This is a genomic window from Massilia sp. Bi118, assembly GCF_918697865.1.
In the GTDB taxonomy this organism is placed as follows: domain Bacteria; phylum Pseudomonadota; class Gammaproteobacteria; order Burkholderiales; family Burkholderiaceae_D; genus Telluria.
Genome location: NZ_CAKKMV010000005.1, coordinates 326,079 through 341,007 on the forward strand (window position 1 = coordinate 326,079; position 14,929 = coordinate 341,007).

Annotated in this window: 15 protein-coding genes; 6 read left to right on the plus strand and 9 right to left on the minus strand. The window is 65.6% G+C overall.

Features of this window, described 5'->3' with window-relative positions; genetic code table 11:
* Positions 1 to 136: 136 nt before the first annotated feature.
* On the minus strand, positions 137 to 1,591 hold the full coding sequence (locus tag LQV39_RS10075) for a catalase (protein WP_230024938.1): 1,455 nt from the start codon (positions 1,589 to 1,591) through the stop codon (positions 137 to 139).
* Positions 1,592 to 1,804: 213 nt separating this feature from the next.
* Between LQV39_RS10075 and LQV39_RS10080 the strand changes: the two genes are divergently transcribed.
* The gene (locus LQV39_RS10080) at positions 1,805 to 3,178 is read left to right on the plus strand and encodes an HD-GYP domain-containing protein (RefSeq protein ID WP_230024940.1); all 1,374 of its coding nucleotides are present in this window, start codon (positions 1,805 to 1,807) and stop codon (positions 3,176 to 3,178) included.
* Positions 3,179 to 3,267: 89 nt separating this feature from the next.
* On the opposite strand, the gene LQV39_RS10085 is transcribed toward LQV39_RS10080, so the two are convergent.
* Together LQV39_RS10085 and LQV39_RS10090 are read right to left on the minus strand one after the other, a co-directional pair.
* Positions 3,268 to 3,696 (minus strand): organic hydroperoxide resistance protein, encoded by a 429-nt coding sequence (locus LQV39_RS10085; protein WP_230024942.1) that lies wholly within the window; start codon positions 3,694 to 3,696, stop codon positions 3,268 to 3,270.
* 116 nt (positions 3,697 to 3,812) lie between these two features.
* A complete protein-coding gene (locus LQV39_RS10090) occupies positions 3,813 to 4,691 on the minus strand; it encodes a CAP domain-containing protein (protein ID WP_230024943.1) in 879 nt (292 codons plus the stop codon).
* Positions 4,692 to 4,848: 157 nt separating this feature from the next.
* On the opposite strand from LQV39_RS10090, the gene LQV39_RS10095 reads away from it, so the two are divergent.
* Positions 4,849 to 6,930 (plus strand): M13 family metallopeptidase, encoded by a 2,082-nt coding sequence (locus LQV39_RS10095; RefSeq protein ID WP_230024944.1) that lies wholly within the window; start codon positions 4,849 to 4,851, stop codon positions 6,928 to 6,930.
* A 267-nt stretch (positions 6,931 to 7,197) separates the two neighbouring features.
* On the opposite strand, the gene LQV39_RS10100 is transcribed toward LQV39_RS10095, so the two are convergent.
* The 4 genes from LQV39_RS10100 to LQV39_RS10115 all read right to left on the minus strand — a co-directional run bounded on the left by LQV39_RS10100 (position 7,198) and on the right by LQV39_RS10115 (position 10,102).
* Complete coding sequence (locus tag LQV39_RS10100) at positions 7,198 to 8,166, minus strand: DUF2167 domain-containing protein (protein WP_230024947.1); 969 nt, start codon at positions 8,164 to 8,166, stop codon at positions 7,198 to 7,200.
* Positions 8,167 to 8,258: 92 nt separating this feature from the next.
* Complete coding sequence (locus LQV39_RS10105; RefSeq protein ID WP_230024949.1) at positions 8,259 to 9,125, minus strand: DUF4886 domain-containing protein; 867 nt, start codon at positions 9,123 to 9,125, stop codon at positions 8,259 to 8,261.
* Between the two features lie 51 nt (positions 9,126 to 9,176).
* Positions 9,177 to 9,590 carry a hydroxyisourate hydrolase gene (gene uraH, locus LQV39_RS10110; protein WP_230024951.1) on the minus strand — a complete coding sequence of 138 codons (414 nt, stop codon included), beginning with the start codon at positions 9,588 to 9,590 and terminating at the stop codon, positions 9,177 to 9,179.
* Between the two features lie 11 nt (positions 9,591 to 9,601).
* Positions 9,602 to 10,102: a heme-binding protein gene (locus tag LQV39_RS10115; RefSeq protein ID WP_230024953.1), complete on the minus strand. Its 501-nt coding sequence runs from the start codon at positions 10,100 to 10,102 to the stop codon at positions 9,602 to 9,604.
* 135 nt (positions 10,103 to 10,237) lie between these two features.
* Here LQV39_RS10115 and LQV39_RS10120 point away from each other — a divergent pair, with 135 nt between their 5' ends.
* Positions 10,238 to 10,927 (plus strand): heavy metal response regulator transcription factor, encoded by a 690-nt coding sequence (locus tag LQV39_RS10120; RefSeq protein ID WP_230024955.1) that lies wholly within the window; start codon positions 10,238 to 10,240, stop codon positions 10,925 to 10,927.
* Complete coding sequence (locus tag LQV39_RS10125; protein WP_230024957.1) at positions 10,924 to 12,297, plus strand: heavy metal sensor histidine kinase; 1,374 nt, start codon at positions 10,924 to 10,926, stop codon at positions 12,295 to 12,297. The genes LQV39_RS10120 and LQV39_RS10125 overlap by 4 nt, the downstream gene beginning before the upstream one ends.
* A gap of 25 nt (positions 12,298 to 12,322) precedes the next feature.
* Here LQV39_RS10125 and LQV39_RS10130 read toward each other — a convergent pair whose 3' ends face one another.
* Entirely contained in the window at positions 12,323 to 12,478 is a 156-nt protein-coding gene (locus tag LQV39_RS10130) for a DUF2256 domain-containing protein (protein ID WP_230024959.1), read from the minus strand.
* Positions 12,479 to 12,555: 77 nt separating this feature from the next.
* On the minus strand, positions 12,556 to 12,996 hold the full coding sequence (locus tag LQV39_RS10135) for a nuclear transport factor 2 family protein (protein ID WP_230024961.1): 441 nt from the start codon (positions 12,994 to 12,996) through the stop codon (positions 12,556 to 12,558).
* 103 nt (positions 12,997 to 13,099) lie between these two features.
* Between LQV39_RS10135 and LQV39_RS10140 the strand changes: the two genes are divergently transcribed.
* Together LQV39_RS10140 and LQV39_RS10145 are read left to right on the plus strand one after the other, a co-directional pair.
* Positions 13,100 to 14,317 (plus strand): branched-chain amino acid ABC transporter substrate-binding protein, encoded by a 1,218-nt coding sequence (locus tag LQV39_RS10140; RefSeq protein ID WP_374199420.1) that lies wholly within the window; start codon positions 13,100 to 13,102, stop codon positions 14,315 to 14,317.
* Positions 14,317 to 14,929: hypothetical protein (locus tag LQV39_RS10145; RefSeq protein WP_230024965.1), on the plus strand; the 613-nt coding region annotated here is incomplete at its 3' end. The genes LQV39_RS10140 and LQV39_RS10145, both read left to right, overlap by 1 nt.

Consider the following 14,929-nt stretch of genomic DNA (forward strand, 5'->3'; position numbering starts at 1 on the left):
GGCTTAGCTCGTCAGTACAGTCCAGAAGTTCTTTTAAAAGAATGAGTTAGGTGATTTTGTGTGATATTTCTTAAGGGAATATCACACAAAGCGGGATGGGCCGAGCATCCCGGTTTCATTGCTGCAGCGCCTGATGTCAGGCTTTACTGGCCAACGCGTAAATCGCTTCCGCCACCCCATGCCCATACGCCGGATCGGCACGCAGGAAATGCGCGATCTGGCGGTCCTGGGTCACTGCATCGGCCTGGCTCAGCGAGCCGGCGATGTTGGCGACCAGATTGCGCCTGCCTTCCTCATCCAGCAGGCGGAACAGATTGCCGGCTTGCGTGAAATGGTCGTCGGTGGCGCGAGTGTCGTAGCGGCCCGCGGCGCCCTCGAGCTGCCAGCCGGCATCGCCGTGGCCGAAACCGCCCGCGGCAGGTCCACCGCTGCGCACAGGATCATAGTTGGCGGCTGCGCCGCCGTTGACGATCGCCATCGCGCCGTCGCGCTGCTGGTTGTGGAAAGGGCAGCGCGGACGGTTCACCGGCAAGTGCTGGTGGTTGGTGCCGACGCGGTAGAGCTGGGCGTCGTGGTAGGCGAACAGGCGCGCCTGCAGCATCTTGTCCGGACTGTAGCCCATGCCCGGCACGATGTTGGACGGCGACAGCGCGGCCTGCTCGACATCTAGATGGTAGTTGTCCGGGTTGCGGTTCAGTTCAAGGATGCCGACCTTGATGCGCGGGAAGTCGCCCTGCGGCCATACCTTGGTCAAGTCGAACGCATCCCAGCCGGTGCGCGCTTCCCAGGCGGCGCGCTGTTCCTCGTCCATCACCTGGATCTCGACGCTCCAGCGCGGGTAGTCGCCTTGCGCAATCGCATTGAACAGGTCGCGCTGGGCGTAGTCCGGATCGGTGCCGGCCAGGCGCACCGCGTCCGCCGCGCTCAGGTTTTTAATGCCCTGCAGGGTCTTGAAGTGCCATTTGACCCAATGCTGCTTGCCGTCCTCGTTGATGAGGCTATAGGTGTGGCTGCCAAAGCCATCCATGTGGCGGTAGCCGTCCGGGATGCCACGATCCGAGAACAAAATCGTCACCTGGTGTAGGCTTTCCGGCGCTTTGCTCCAGAAGTCCCACACCATCTGCGCCGATTTCAGGTTCGTCTGCGGATCGCGCTTCTGGGTATGGATGAAGTCGGGGAACTTGATGCCGTCCTTCAGGAAGAAGGTCGGGGTGTTGTTGCCGACCAGGTCCCAGTTGCCTTCCTCGGTGTAGAAGCGCAGCGCGAAGCCGCGTGGATCGCGCTCGGTGTCGGCCGAGCCCTTTTCGCCGCCGACGGTGGAGAAGCGCAGGAAGGTGTCGGTCCGCTTGCCGACCTGGCCGAACAGCTTGGCTTTGGTGTATTTCGTGATGTCGTGGGTGACGGTGAACGTGCCGAAGGCGCCCGAGCCTTTCGCGTGGACCACGCGCTCGGGGATGCGCTCGCGGTTGAAGTGCTGGAGTTTTTCGATCAGGTGGAAGTCCTGCAGCAGGACCGGGCCGCGCGGGCCGGCGGTGATCGAGTTCTGGTTGTCGGCGACGGGGATGCCGGAAGCGGTGGTGAGGTCGGTCATGGCAGCTTTCTTGTTCAGGTTATTGGCTATCGAATTTTATTATTCGATAGTTTTGTTTGATCTGAAGCCATGTTAAGTCTGCTATATGATTTGCGCAAACTATCTATTCCTATTCATTCCATAGTAAAAATAAATGTAGAGCTTTCTCGGCAGCAGGCGTACTCTATTTCCAGAAATCATCAAATTTTTCCTGGAACCCAAGCCGCCTCCCTTATGAAAGCCGAATTTCTCCCTGCCGCCGAGCTGAAACTGTCGGAATTGATCGCTTCTCTCAGCTACGCCCTCGATATCACTGAGGGCCAGCCGCCCGGCCATTGCGTGCGCGCTTGCTGGATCGGCATGCACATCGGACACCAGGCCGGCATGGACCAGGAAGCTTTGTGGGAGCTTTACTACACTTTGCTGCTGAAGGATCTGGGCTGCAGCAGCAATGCCGCCCGCATCTGCGAGCTCTACCTGACCGACGACCTCGACTTCAAGCGCGACTACAAGACGGTCGGCGACAGCCTGCCGCAAGTGCTGGGCTTCGTGCTCAAACACACCGGATTGAAAGCCGGATTGGCCGAGCGCTTCCGCAGCGTGATGACGATCCTGCGTGACGGGCCGGAAATCGCGCGCGAGCTGGTCGCTACCCGCTGCCAGCGCGGCGCCGACATCGCGCGGCTGCTGCGTTTTCCGGAAGCAGTAGCGGAAGGGATTTATTCGCTGGACGAGCATTTCAACGGCAATGGCAAGCCGGCGCGGCTGGCGGGCGAGTCGATTCCGCTGTATTCGCGCATTGCCTTGCTGGCGCAGGTGATCGATGTGTTCCATACCGAGAGCGGGCGTGCCGGCGCGCTGAAGGAAGCGCGGATCCGGGCCGGGCAATGGTTCGACCCTCTACTGGTCCAGGCCTTTGAACAGGTGGCGCAGTCGGAGGCATTCTGGACGACGCTGGGCTCGGTGGACATCGACGCGGCGATCACGGCCCTGCAACCGGCCGGGGCAGGACAGCAGCAGGTGCTGGACGACGATTATCTCGACGACATCGCCACCGCCTTTGGCCAGGTGGTCGACGCCAAGAGCCCCTACACCAGCGGCCACAGCGCACGGGTGGCGCTGTACACGGACATGATCGGCGAATCGCTTGGGCTGTCCATGGACCGGCGGCGCTGGCTCAAGCGCGGGGCGCTGCTGCACGACGTCGGCAAGCTGGGCGTCAGCAACAGCGTGCTGGACAAGGCGGGCGCGCTCGACCGCGCCGAGTGGGACGCCGTCAAGCTGCATGCGGCCTACACGGAGACCATCCTGGGCCGCATCGGCGCCTTCCGTGAGCTGGCGGCGATCGCCGGCGCGCACCACGAACGCCTGGACGGCAGCGGCTATCCGCGCGGCCTGGCGGCGGACGACATCCGGATCGAGACGCGCATCATCACCACGGCCGACATCTTCGACGCGATCACGGCAACGCGCCCTTATCGCGGCGCGATTCCGATTCCGCAGGCGCTGGAGATGATGCAGAAAACGGTGGGGTCGGCACTCGATCCGGACTGTTACGACGCCCTGGTGCGGGCGGTGGACCGAGTGCCGTTTCCTGAAGCGGCTTGAACACGTCATTCCCTCCAAGTTCTGCTTGAGCTATCGAAACGCGAACAAACTTGGATCCCCGCCTTCGCGGGGATGACGGCGGAAAACGCTTATACCAGGGTCAGGGTCACGTCGATGTTGCCGCGGGTTGCGTTCGAGTACGGGCAGACACCGTGCGCGGCCTCGACCAGTTCCTGTGCGGCGGCGCGGTCCATGCCCGGCAGGCTGACCGCCAGTTCCACGGCCAGGCCGAAACCGGCCGGGATCGGGCCGATCGAGACGCTGGCGTCGATGGCCGCATCGGCCGGCACCGCGATTTTCTTCTGGCCGGCGACGAATTTCATCGCGCCCATGAAGCAGGCCGAGTAACCGGCGGCGAACAGCTGCTCAGGATTGGTCGCGTCACCCTTGCCGCCCATTTCCTTCGGCGGCGCCAGGCGCACGTCCAGCAGGTTGTCGTCGGTGGTCGAACGGCCGTCGCGGCCGCCGGTGGTGTGCGCTTTTGCGGTGTACAGGACTTTGTCGAGCTTGGTGGTCATGGTCTTACCCTTTCGTGTGAGTGGTGTGTCGATGGAAAGAATCATAGCGCGAAATTAAATAGCGCGCTATTCAATTGTTCCAATGAGGACGATAGCTGAAAATAATAACAAGCCTGTTACGGACGGCCGAACATCTGCGTCCAGTACGGGGTGCGGTTTTCGTTTGAAGGATTGACCGCATACGCCGCGCCCATTTCCGTAAACGCCGGATTCATGATGTTGGCGCAGTGACCGGGGCTGCCCAGCCAGTCGCTCACCACCTGTGACACCGATTGCTGGCCCGAGGCGATGTTTTCGCCGACGCGGGTCCAGCGGTAGCCGGCGCGGGTGGCGCGCTCGGGCGGTTCGCTGCCGCCTGGTTCCTTGTGGGCGTGATAGCGCTTGGTGGCCATGTCCTGGCTGTGGCCGAGCGCGGCCTGGGCCAGCGCTTCGTTCCAGCTCAGGGGCGGCGCGGCGCCAAAGGCCTGGGCGCCGCAGCTGCGCGGCACGGCGCGCGCTTCGTTGACGCGGGCCAGCAGTTCCTCGCTCAGCTGCGCCGGATCGGGCAGGGTGGGATAAACCATCGGGTGCGCCAGGATGATCTGCCACTCGTTGCCGAAGCGCGCCGTGCCGACCGCCGCGAATTCCCCGCTCAGCAGGCGGCCGCAGTGCCTGTCGCGGATCGCCGCCATCGCCGCCTGCGCATCGTTCGGCCCCGTCACCGAGATCATCTCGGCCAGGTCGGCCGGATAGCCGGCTTTTTTCAACGCCGGTTCCAGGAAGGTGCCAGCGCCGACGCGCAGCCTGGCCAGGGCCGGCTCCTTGGCCAGCGGCGCGGCAGGGAGGGCGGCGCGGCCCGCGCAGCTGCCGGGGGCGCTGCGGTAGGCGTTGATCAGGTCGGCGAGTTCGTCGCGCGCCTGGCCATTCTGGCGTGCGAAGACGGGCGGCGTGGCCACGGCGGCGCAGGCGAGCGCGACCGTAAAGGAGAGCGCGAATGCGCGGTGAAATGCGGGCATGCAGCGGATGATGGGGCCGGCAACCGGCGATATCAAGCAGGACCGTCCGGAACGCAACACATGCATACCCAAAAACCGGGGCGAAACCTTGGCATCGGGCAAAGATTAAATTAGGATCAAAGGTCCGATTTATCCGATTCACCATGGAGACAACAACATGAAGCGTACCCTGTGCAGCGCCCTGATCGCGGGCCTGTTCGCCGGCTTTGCCCACGCCGGCGCACCCGCCGCCCACCCGGCAGCGGACGCACCTTCCGCCGCATCGAGCGCGGCTGCAGCGAATGCCCGTTCCGGCGTCGACGCCGGCGCGCTGGACGCCGCGGTACGCCCGCAGGACGATTTCTTCCGCTACTCGCAAGGCAAGTGGCTGAAGGACGTCGACATCCCGAACGACCGCTCGAGCTGGGGCGCCTTCAACATCGCCGCCGACGGCGTCGAAACCCAGATCCGCACCCTGATCGAAAAGGCCTCGCAGGACAAGAACACCAAGGCCGGCTCGGATACCCAGAAGATGGGCGATTTCTACGCCAGCTACATCGACGAAGCCCGCCGCAACCAGCTCGGCCTGGCCCCGCTGAAGGGTGAGCTCGCGAAGATCGCCGCGCTGAAGGACAAGAAGGCGCTGGCCAAGATCGCCGCGCGCTTCGAGCGCATCGGCGCCGGCTCGCCGGTCAACATGGGCGTCCACCAGGACAACAAGGATTCGACCCGCTACATCGTCGACATCTCGCAGTCCGGCCTCGGCATGCCCAACCGCGACTTCTACCTGCAGGACGACGCCCGCCTGAAGGACACCCGCGCCAAGTACCTGGCCCACATCGAGAAGATGCTGGGCCTGGCCGGCCACAAGGACGCCGCCAGCGAAGCGCAGGCCATCCTGGCGCTGGAAACGGAAATCGCCAAGGCGCAGTGGAGCGCCGTCGAGAACCGCGACCCGGTCAAGGGCTACAACAAGATGAAGGCGGCGGATCTGGACAAGCTGGCGCCGGGCTTCGACTGGGCGACTTACCTGAAGGATTGCGGCGTTGCGGCCAAGGCCAAGGAAGTGATCGTCAGCCAGCCCTCGTATTTCCAGGGCCTCGACAAGATCATCGCCGCGACCCCGGTCGATACCTGGAAGTCCTACTTCGCCTTCCGCCTGATCAGCGCCTACGCGCCTTACCTGTCGCAGCCCTTCGTCGACGAGAGCTTCGCCTTCCGCGGCGGCGTGCTGAGCGGCGCCAAGGTGAACCGTCCGCTGGAGAAGCGCGCGATCGCCGAAGTCAACCGCGACCTGGGCGAAGTGGTCGGCAAGGTCTACGTGCAGAACTACTTCCCGGCCGAGCGCAAGCAGCAGGTCGAGGAGATGGTGCACAACTTCCTGCTTGCCTATAAAGAGCGCATCGAGACCCTGGACTGGATGAGCCCGGAGACCAAGAAGCAGGCGCAGGCCAAGCTGGCGAAGATCTCGGTGAAGGTCGGCTACCCGGACAAGTGGCGCGATTATTCCTCGCTGGCCGTCAAGCGCGACGACCTGGTCGGCAACGTGATGCGCACCCGCGAATTCGGCCACCTGTACGGCGTGAACAAGCTGGGCAAGCCGGTCGACCGCAGCGAATGGCACATGACCCCGCAGACCGTGAACGCCTACTACAGCCCGGAGATGAACGAGGTCGTGTTCCCGGCCGCGCGCCTGCAGTCGCCGCTCTACGACGCGGACGCCGAGCCGGCGATCAACTACGGCGCGGTCGGCATCTCGATCGGCCACGAGATCAGCCACGCCTTCGACGACCAGGGCTCGCAGTACGACGGCGACGGCAACCTGCGCAACTGGTGGACCAAGGAAGACGGCGAGAAGTTCGCGGCCAAGGGCAAGGTGCTGGTCAAGCAGTACGAAGGCTACAGCCCGGTGGACGGCTATCACCTGAACGGCGAACTGACGCTGGGCGAGAACATCGCCGACAACGCCGGCGCCATCATGGCCAGCCGCGCCTACAAGATCTCGCTGAAGGGCAAGCCGGCGCCGGTCATCGACGGCTACACCGCCGAGCAGCGCATCTTCATGGGCCTGGCCCAGGCCCGCCGCGGCAAGGCGCGCGACGCCGCGCTGATCGCGCAAGTGAAATCGGATCCGCACTCGCCGGCCGAGTTCCGCGTGAACGGCAGCCTGCGCAACCACCCGGGCTATTACGAAGCCTTCGACGTCAAGCCGGGCGACAAGATGTACCTGGCGCCGGAAGAGCGTGTGATTTTCTGGTAAATCGTTAGCTCAGAAACCGTCATCCCCGCGAAAGCGGGGATCCATGCTGAGTAGGCTAAAGACGCTCAGTATGGGTTCCCGCTTCCGCGGGAACGACGTTTTAGCGGCCGAGCATCTCATGCAAGTCATAACGCATGACCGCCAAAAACGCCGCCAGCCCCAGATACATCACCGCATAATTCACCCGTGCCTCCTGCGGCACCTGTTAGTACGCCGGCGGCCGCCCATGGTCGCCACTCAGCGCCGCCTTGATCTGCGGGTAGGCCATTATCGTTTGCTCAGGTCGACTTTGTCGGATTCAGTCGCGGCCGTGGGGTCTTCGAAATGCACCGGCGGCGGCGCTATCTTCTTCTCGCGCTTGAAGAACTTCCAGATGCCCGAACCCACCGCGGCAACGCCGACGATGATCAGCTTCTTGAACGCCAGCAGCAGGGCGAACAGCTTGCCGAAGAAGCCCAGCTTGGCCGCGACGCCGCCCGCGACCAGCGCGGCGATGCCGTATTCCGCCACCTTGTCGGTGCTGCCGTTGAAGTCCTCGTAGCGGTTGCCGGCCGTGAAGTTGGTGAAGGCGGTGACCTTCTGCATCTCGCTCTTGATCTGGCCGAGCTGGTCGATGCTGGCCACGGCGTTCAGCACCAGCACGCCTTCGCGGCCCAGCACGCGGATGTTGTAGTTCAGGCCGTGGTGCGCCTCGCCTTCGCTCTGCAGTTCCTTGGCCCAGTACAGCTTGTGGGCGGCCTTGTCGTAGTGCGGCGTCTCGGCCCAGCCGACCAGGGTCATGGCGCGGTAGCCCTGCTTCTTGCGCTCGGCGTTGCTCTCGGCGAGGCCTTCCTGCATGTCCTTCAGCAGCTTGCCGTAGTCGATGCCGTCGGCATCGTCGTCCTTGACGTGGCCGTCCTTGTCATAGGTGATGACCACGCCCCAGCTCTCGTTCGACATCGGATTCACGCCGGCCGGCACGATCATGCCCAGGGTCTCGGCGCCCGGCGGGTTGCCCCAGGCTTCCAGCAGGCGCGCGGAGTCGGCCACGCTCAGGTAGCGGAAATTCGCCGGCAGGTCCAGGGTCGCGATATTGCCCGGCAGGGTGACCTTGCCTTCCTGGGGCTGGAAGGAGGAGACCAGCTGTTGCTCGGACTGCTGCTGGGCCTGTTGCTGGGCCGCTGCATCATTGCCGGGCGCGGCGCCTGCGCTGCCCAGCGCCAGGCACACCAGGGTTGCAAGCAGGAGTTTGCGCATGATCGTTTCCAGTAAAAAACGTAAATATTACTGAAAGGAAATCTGTACAAAAACGCGAATTGTCACGCTTGTTGTTTATTTGTGATTGCGAGTCACAAATCCTTCAGCTGCTCAGCCGCGACCTTCTGCAGGGCGACGGCAGTGTCCGCGCCGATCCCCAGCTCCTTCGCCACCTGCTCCTTTGCTCCCAGCGAGCGCGGATCGTGTCCGGTGATGTTGCCGAAGATGGTCAAGGCCTCGAGGTAATAGCCGTAGACGCTGCCGTGGTACGAATCCGGCGCCCACAGGTTGATGCCGGTGACCTTGCCGTCGTAGGGATTGTCGTCCGCCAGGCCGCTGGCGAAGGCGCGGTTCCAGGCCTGGCCGACAGGGATCACACCTTTGACCAGATCGGATGCCTGCTTCGCCTTGTCGTAGCCGGCGCGCACGTCCAGCGCCATTTTGTCAATCGGCTGGCCGTACCAGGCGCCGCCCTGTTTATAGGTCTGGTCGGCGCGCGACCAGGTCGCGGCCAGGCGCACGTCCACCTTCGGATTCTTGTCGTGGAAAGCCTGGGCCAGCAGGCCGGCATACTTCACCAGCGTGGCCGGATCGCCGGGATGGGCGCCGTCCATCGTGCTGTAGCTCTGCAGGACCACCTTGTCGAAGGGTTTGGCGATGGTGCCCAGCCTGTTCTCGTAATGCCAGTCGACGCCCTTGCCGGGCGAGGTCTCGAGGCTGACTTCGTAGTCCAGGCCGGCCTGCACGGTAAACGCCTTGAACAGGGCAGGCACGCCGCCGAGGTGGGTGCCGTTCAGGTCCGTCACCGTGTCGGGGCGGTATTCGCGCACCAGCGGCGCCGCGCCGGCCGGATCGCCGTAGGTGAAGCTGTTGCCGATGAAGAGGATGGTGGTGGCCGCGGAAGCCTGCGCCCCCAGCGAGAGAAGGCTCAGAAAAGCGAGGCTGCGGGGCAGGGGCATGGCGGTCTCCAATATCGGCAATGCGGATATTGTAGAGCCATGCGGGCCGCTTCAGTTGCCGCGATAGGTCGAGTAGCCGTAGGGGCTGAGCAGGAGCGGCACGTGATAGTGCGGCTGCACCGGCGCCTCGACCTTGAACTCGACCGGAATCTGCTCGAAGAACACCTTCTGTCCCTGGCGCGCGTAGTGCTCGCCGGTCTTGAAGACGATCCGGTAGTCGCCTGCCGCCATCGGTTTGCCGGCCGGGTAGAGCGCGGGGATGCGGCCTTGCGCATCGGTGACGCCGGCAGCCAGTTCGCGCCATTGTTCGCCCGCGCGCTGTTCGAGCGTGACCGGCACGCCCGGCGCCGGCTGGCCGTTCTGGAGATCCAGCACGTGCACGCTGAGCGGGTTCGGGGACGGCGTCGCCAGGGCCGTGGCCGAGATCAGGGTGCAGGCGAACAGCAGTCGTTTGATGGTTTGCATGTGATGTCCTTTTATTGTGGAAGTTGGTCGAGTTCCGGCACGGCCGCGATGGCGGCCTGCGCGCAAGCGTGGTCGTTGCCGGCGCCCCCGCCACCTGCCACGCCGATCGCGCCGACCTGCTGGCCGCCCGCGGACAGCGGCACGCCGCCGCCCAGCAGCAAGAGCTCGGGGAGCGTCGCCAGGTTGCGCGCGTCCGGGTTGGCCTGCGCATTGCGCGACAGGTCCAGGGTCTGGGTGCGCGTGGACAGAGCCGTGTAGGCCTTGCGCCGGCTTGCTTCCAGGTTGTGCGGTCCGACACCGTCAGCGCGCTGCAGGAGGATGACGTTGGCGCCGCGATCGAGCACGGCGACGGCGACCGGGCGTCCAAGGCGCCGGCAAGCGTCCACGGCGCGCGCGGCCAGGCGGGTGGCGGCGTCGAGGTTCAGGTCGGGCTGCTGTTGCAGCTGCGCCTGGACTGGCGCCAGCGGGGCGGTCATGAGTAGGCCGAGAAGGAAGAGTGCTGGTTTGCGCATGGCGGTATCCGAAAGGTCCGTGAAGAGCGCATCCTCGCATCCGCGCGGCGACGCCAGCATGATCGCCAGATGACAATCCTGTCATGTTCGGGCCAGGCCATCCGGCATAGAATGGCGTTTTACAGTGGCGGGCCCATGACCATCCTGGTGATCGAAGACGAGCCGAAGACCGGCGACTACCTGCAGCGTGGGCTGAGCGAAACGGGCTTTGCGGTCCGGCTCGCGCGCAACGGCCGCGACGGCATGGCGATCGCGCGCGAGGAGGAGCTGGAGCTCGTGGTGCTGGACGTCATGCTGCCGGGGATGGACGGCTGGCAGGTGCTCGAAGCCTTGCGCGCCGATCCCTCCCTCGAGCAGGTCCCGGTCCTGTTCCTGACCGCGCGCGACGAAGTACAGGACCGCGTGCGCGGCCTCGAGCTGGGCGCCGACGACTACCTGGTGAAGCCCTTCGCCTTCGTCGAACTGGTGGCGCGCATCCGCACGCTGCTGCGGCGCGGCCCGGTGCGCGAGGACGAGCGCATCGTCATCGGCGACATGGAGATCGACGTGCTGCGCCGGCGCGTGCGGCGCGCGGGCGGGACGATCGTGCTGACTGCGCAGGAGTTCGCGTTGCTGCACCTGCTGGCGCGGCGCCGCGGCCAGGTATTGTCGCGTGCCTTGATCGCGTCCCAGGTCTGGGACATGAACTTCGACAGCGACACCAACGTCATCGACGCCGCCGTACGCCGGCTGCGCCGCAAGATCGACGATCCCTATCCGCAAAAACTGATCCACACGCGGCGCGGCATGGGCTATGTCTGCGACCTCGATGGCCCGGGCGCATGAGGCGCTCGCTGACCCTGCGCGTGACGATCGCGTTTGCCGCGATCGTGATGCTGGCGGCCGCGGGCCTGGGCATTTACCTGTACCAGGCCTTTGTCGCCGAGATCGAGCGGCGTGACGACATTCAGCTCCTCGGCAAGCTGCGCCAGGTCCAGATCCTGCTCGGGCGGCCGGGCGCGGCCCAGCTGGTGCGCGATCAGCCCGAATTCTTCCGCGACACCATGAGCGGCCAGGAGAATTCCCTGGTGCGCATCGTCGCGGCCGACGGTACGGTGCTGGTGGATCTCAATTCCGCGGGCGAGCGCTACCCCCTGCCGGCGGCGGCAAGCGCAGCGCCTGGCATGGACGCGATCCGCTTCTGGCAAGGCCGCAACGGCGCACCCGGCAGGGTGGCGGCCGCCAGGGCCCGCCTGGACGGCAGTGCCGTGACGGTCGTGGTGGCACGCCTGTACAGCGAGCGCGATGCGGCGTTCGCGCGCTACCGGCACAGGATCGCCGGGGGCGTGGCCTTCAATGCGCTGCTGGCGGCCTTGCTGGCCACGCTGATGCTGCGCGCCGGCCTGCGGCCGCTGCGTGAAGTGGCCGCACATGCCGGCCAGGTGCGTCCCGGCACCCTGTCGGCGCGCCTGGACGCCGGCCGCGCGCCCTCGGAACTGCTGCCCCTCATCGCCGCCTTCAACGCGATGCTGGACCGGCTGCAGGAAGGCTACGCGCGCCTGGCCGGCTTCTCGGCCGACCTGGCTCACGAATTCCGCACGCCGGTCACCAACATGATCGGGCAGAGCCAGGTGATGCTCGGCCATGCGCGCACCGTCGCCGACTACGAACAGCTGACGGCTTCGAACATCGAGGAGCTGGAACGGCTGGCGCGCATGATCGAGAGCATGCTGTTCCTGGCCCGCGCCGACCAGCGCGAGGTCGTGCTGGCGCGCCGGCGGGTCGCGGCGCATGAGGAACTGGCGCGTGTCGCCGACTTTTACGAAGGCATGGCGCAAGAGCGCGGCCTGGTTTTCGAATGCAGGGGCGAAGCCTGGGTGGCGGCCGACAGCGCGCTGCTGCGCCGGGCGCTGGCCAACCTGGTCTCGAATGCGGTGCGCCATGCCGAACCGGGGTCCAGCATCGAGCTGGAGGCCGTGGACCTGGGCGGCAGGGTGACTCTGGCCGTCGCCAACCGCGGCGCGGACATCGGCCGCGAGCACCTGCCGCACCTGTTCGAGCGCTTCTACCGGGCGGATGCGGCTCGCCGCGAGGGCGAGGGCTCGACCGGGCTCGGCCTGTCCATCGTCAGCGCGATCATGCATTTGCACGGCGGCGAGGTATGCGTGACGAGCGGTGGGGGACGGACGGTGTTTACGCTGTCTTTTCCACTGTAGTGAGTGATTGAACCTATTGGACAGCTCAGCCTTTTTCCACCGGCTTGGTTGAGCGCCGGCAGCGTTCCGAGCAGTATTTGACCTGGTCCCAGTCCCGTTCCCACTTCTTGCGCCAGCTGAAGGGCAGGGCGCAGTGGGCGCACAGCTTGTGCGGCAAGTCCGCCTTCTTGCGCATCTTCATCGTCCGCTCCTCGTGCATGACGGACACATGATGCCACGCGCCCGCCTGGACGAACGCGCGGCAAGTGCAAGGCGAGGCTACTGGCGCAGGTCCGGGCGCTCCGCCTGGGCGGTTCGCAGGGCTTGCAGCGCCGCTGCGGGAGGCGCCGTGTCGTAGTAGGAGTCGACGCGTTCGACCATGCCGTCGCGCAGCGTGAACACATGCACCCATGGCAAATCGTAATCGCGTCCGGTCAGGTGGCCATGCCAGCTGCCGTCGCCGATGGCAACCACTTTGTCGCCTTCCGCGATCAGCTCCTTGACGCTGAAACTGGTGGCCTGGACGTTGGCGTTCAGCTTGGCGAAGAATTGCGCGATGCCCTGCTTGCCGTGGAAGTGGCCTGCGAAAGGAATGAACTCCGAATCCGGGCTGGTCCACACGGCATCGTCGCGGAAGCGTTCGAGCAGGCCGGCAATGTCGCCGGACTGGAACTTCCGGTAGCCTTCGAGGACGAGTTGCTTGTTCTGTTCTATGTCCATGATCGTCTCCTGTGCGCGGCGCCCGACGGCAAGCGCGGATGCCCATGCCGCAAGCGGCCGCTTCATGGAGCCTAGTTTTCATTTCCCTAAAGTCAAGGAGTGTTTGCGACTTTCGGTTGCGTTTGCCGTGCAGCGGCGCAGCGCCATTACAATCGGACAAGCATCGTCACCGGAGAACCCCATGCATTGCCGCACCAGCTTCGCCGCCTTCCTGCTTCCCCTTGCCGCTGCCTCGGCGTCCGCCCAGACGACGGTGAAGATCGGCAGCGTCTCGCCGCTGTCCGGCACCGGCGCCCACCAGGGCAAGGACATCGAGAACGGCACGCGCATGGCGATCGACGACCTGAACGCGAAGGGCCTCAGCATCGCCGGTAAAAAAGTCCGCTTCGTGCTGCAGGCCGAGGACGACGGCGCCGATCCGAAGATGGGCACGGCGGCGGCGCAGAAGCTGGTCGACAATGGCGTGGTGGCGGTGATCGGCCACCTGAATTCGGGCACCACGGTGCCGGCCTCGAAGATCTACAACAACGCCGGCATCCCGCAGATCTCGCCGGCCGCCACCACGCCGCTGTACACGCGCCAGGGCTACAAGACGGCCTTCCGCGTGGTCGCCAGCGACAGCCTGGTGGGCAAGACCCTGGCCGCGTATTCGATCAAGACCCTGCACGCGAAGAAGATCGCGGTGATCGACGACCGCACCGCCTTCGGCCAGGGCCTGGCCGACGAATTCACCAAGGGCGTGAAGGCGGTGGGCGGCGCCCAGCTGGTCAGCCGCCAGTTCACCAACGACAAGGCAACCGACTTCAACGCCATCCTGACCCAGATCCGCGCGCACAAGCCGGACGTGATCTTCTACGGCGGCATGGACGCGGTGGCCGGTCCCATGCTCAAGCAGATGAAGGCGCTCGGCATCGGCGCCAGGCTCGTGTCGGGCGACGGCGTGTGCTCGGAAAAGCTGCCGGAGCTGGCCGGCGACGCGCTCGGCAGCGACAAGGTGATCTGCGTGGTAGCGGGCGGCGTCAGCGGCGCAAAGGAAGAGGCGGCGGCGGCCGCCTTCGCCGAGCGCTACCGCCAGCGCTTCAAGATCCCGCTGCAGACCTACGCCCCCTATGCCTACGACGCCACCATGGTGTTCGCGCAAGCCATGCAGCAGGCGAATTCGACCGACCCGGCCAGGTTCCTGTCGGCGCTGGCCAAGATCAAATACCACGGCGTCACCGGCGACATCGCCTTCGACCCCAGCGGCGACCTGCATGACGCCGCGCTGACGCTGTATACCTACCGCGAGGGCAAGCAGGTCAAACTGCAGGTGGTGCGATGATGCGCGCGATGGATTTCAGCTCCTGGCATGCGGTCCTGACGACCTTCATTTCCCTCGCCATCGTGACCCTGGTCGGCGTCGGCATCCGTGTGCTGATGATGCAGACCATACAGCAGCGGCGCGAGCGCATGAACCGGCAGATCAACGAGCGCCTGCGGACCCTGATCGCGGCCTACAAGACCCTGGGCGGCTCCTTCACCGGCGAGCTGACCGTCGACCCGACCCACCTGCGCGAACTGCGCACCGCGCCGGCCCCGGCGCCGGCAGGCGACACCGCACCGGCGGCGGCGGCGGACGCGCGGGTGAATTCCGACCGCGCACGCCGCATCCGCGACGCCGTCGAGGCGGCGCTGGCCGACATCCTCCTGCTCGGCACCGAGGAGCACTGCCGGCTGGCCGGACAGGCCGCCAGCGACATGGCGGCCGGACGCCCGATCCACACCGCGGAGCTGGTGGTTGCGCTGCGCGATTTCATCCGCGAGGCGCTGGACCTGGGCCCGATGCCGAAAGACGTCGCGATTCCGCTGCAGGGCCCGACCCGGACCCAGGGCGGCGCCGCGCGTGGCCGTGGTGAGGGCGGTGGCGGCGGTAAAGGCGGTGGTGGTGGAGGTG

Excerpts from the sequence above, each read along its gene's own strand:
- LQV39_RS10075 (WP_230024938.1), bottom strand. The coding sequence starts at position 1,591 with ATGACCGACCTCACCACCGCTTCCGGCATCCCCGTCGCCGACAACCAG.
- LQV39_RS10080 (WP_230024940.1), top strand. The coding sequence starts at position 1,805 with ATGAAAGCCGAATTTCTCCCTGCCGCCGAGCTGAAACTGTCGGAATTG.
- LQV39_RS10085 (WP_230024942.1), bottom strand. The coding sequence starts at position 3,696 with ATGACCACCAAGCTCGACAAAGTCCTGTACACCGCAAAAGCGCACACC.
- LQV39_RS10090 (WP_230024943.1), bottom strand. The coding sequence starts at position 4,691 with ATGCCCGCATTTCACCGCGCATTCGCGCTCTCCTTTACGGTCGCGCTC.
- LQV39_RS10095 (WP_230024944.1), top strand. The coding sequence starts at position 4,849 with ATGAAGCGTACCCTGTGCAGCGCCCTGATCGCGGGCCTGTTCGCCGGC.
- LQV39_RS10100 (WP_230024947.1), bottom strand. The coding sequence starts at position 8,166 with ATGCGCAAACTCCTGCTTGCAACCCTGGTGTGCCTGGCGCTGGGCAGC.
- LQV39_RS10105 (WP_230024949.1), bottom strand. The coding sequence starts at position 9,125 with ATGCCCCTGCCCCGCAGCCTCGCTTTTCTGAGCCTTCTCTCGCTGGGG.
- uraH (WP_230024951.1), bottom strand. The coding sequence starts at position 9,590 with ATGCAAACCATCAAACGACTGCTGTTCGCCTGCACCCTGATCTCGGCC.
- LQV39_RS10115 (WP_230024953.1), bottom strand. The coding sequence starts at position 10,102 with ATGCGCAAACCAGCACTCTTCCTTCTCGGCCTACTCATGACCGCCCCG.
- LQV39_RS10120 (WP_230024955.1), top strand. The coding sequence starts at position 10,238 with ATGACCATCCTGGTGATCGAAGACGAGCCGAAGACCGGCGACTACCTG.
- LQV39_RS10125 (WP_230024957.1), top strand. The coding sequence starts at position 10,924 with ATGAGGCGCTCGCTGACCCTGCGCGTGACGATCGCGTTTGCCGCGATC.
- LQV39_RS10130 (WP_230024959.1), bottom strand. The coding sequence starts at position 12,478 with ATGAAGATGCGCAAGAAGGCGGACTTGCCGCACAAGCTGTGCGCCCAC.
- LQV39_RS10135 (WP_230024961.1), bottom strand. The coding sequence starts at position 12,996 with ATGGACATAGAACAGAACAAGCAACTCGTCCTCGAAGGCTACCGGAAG.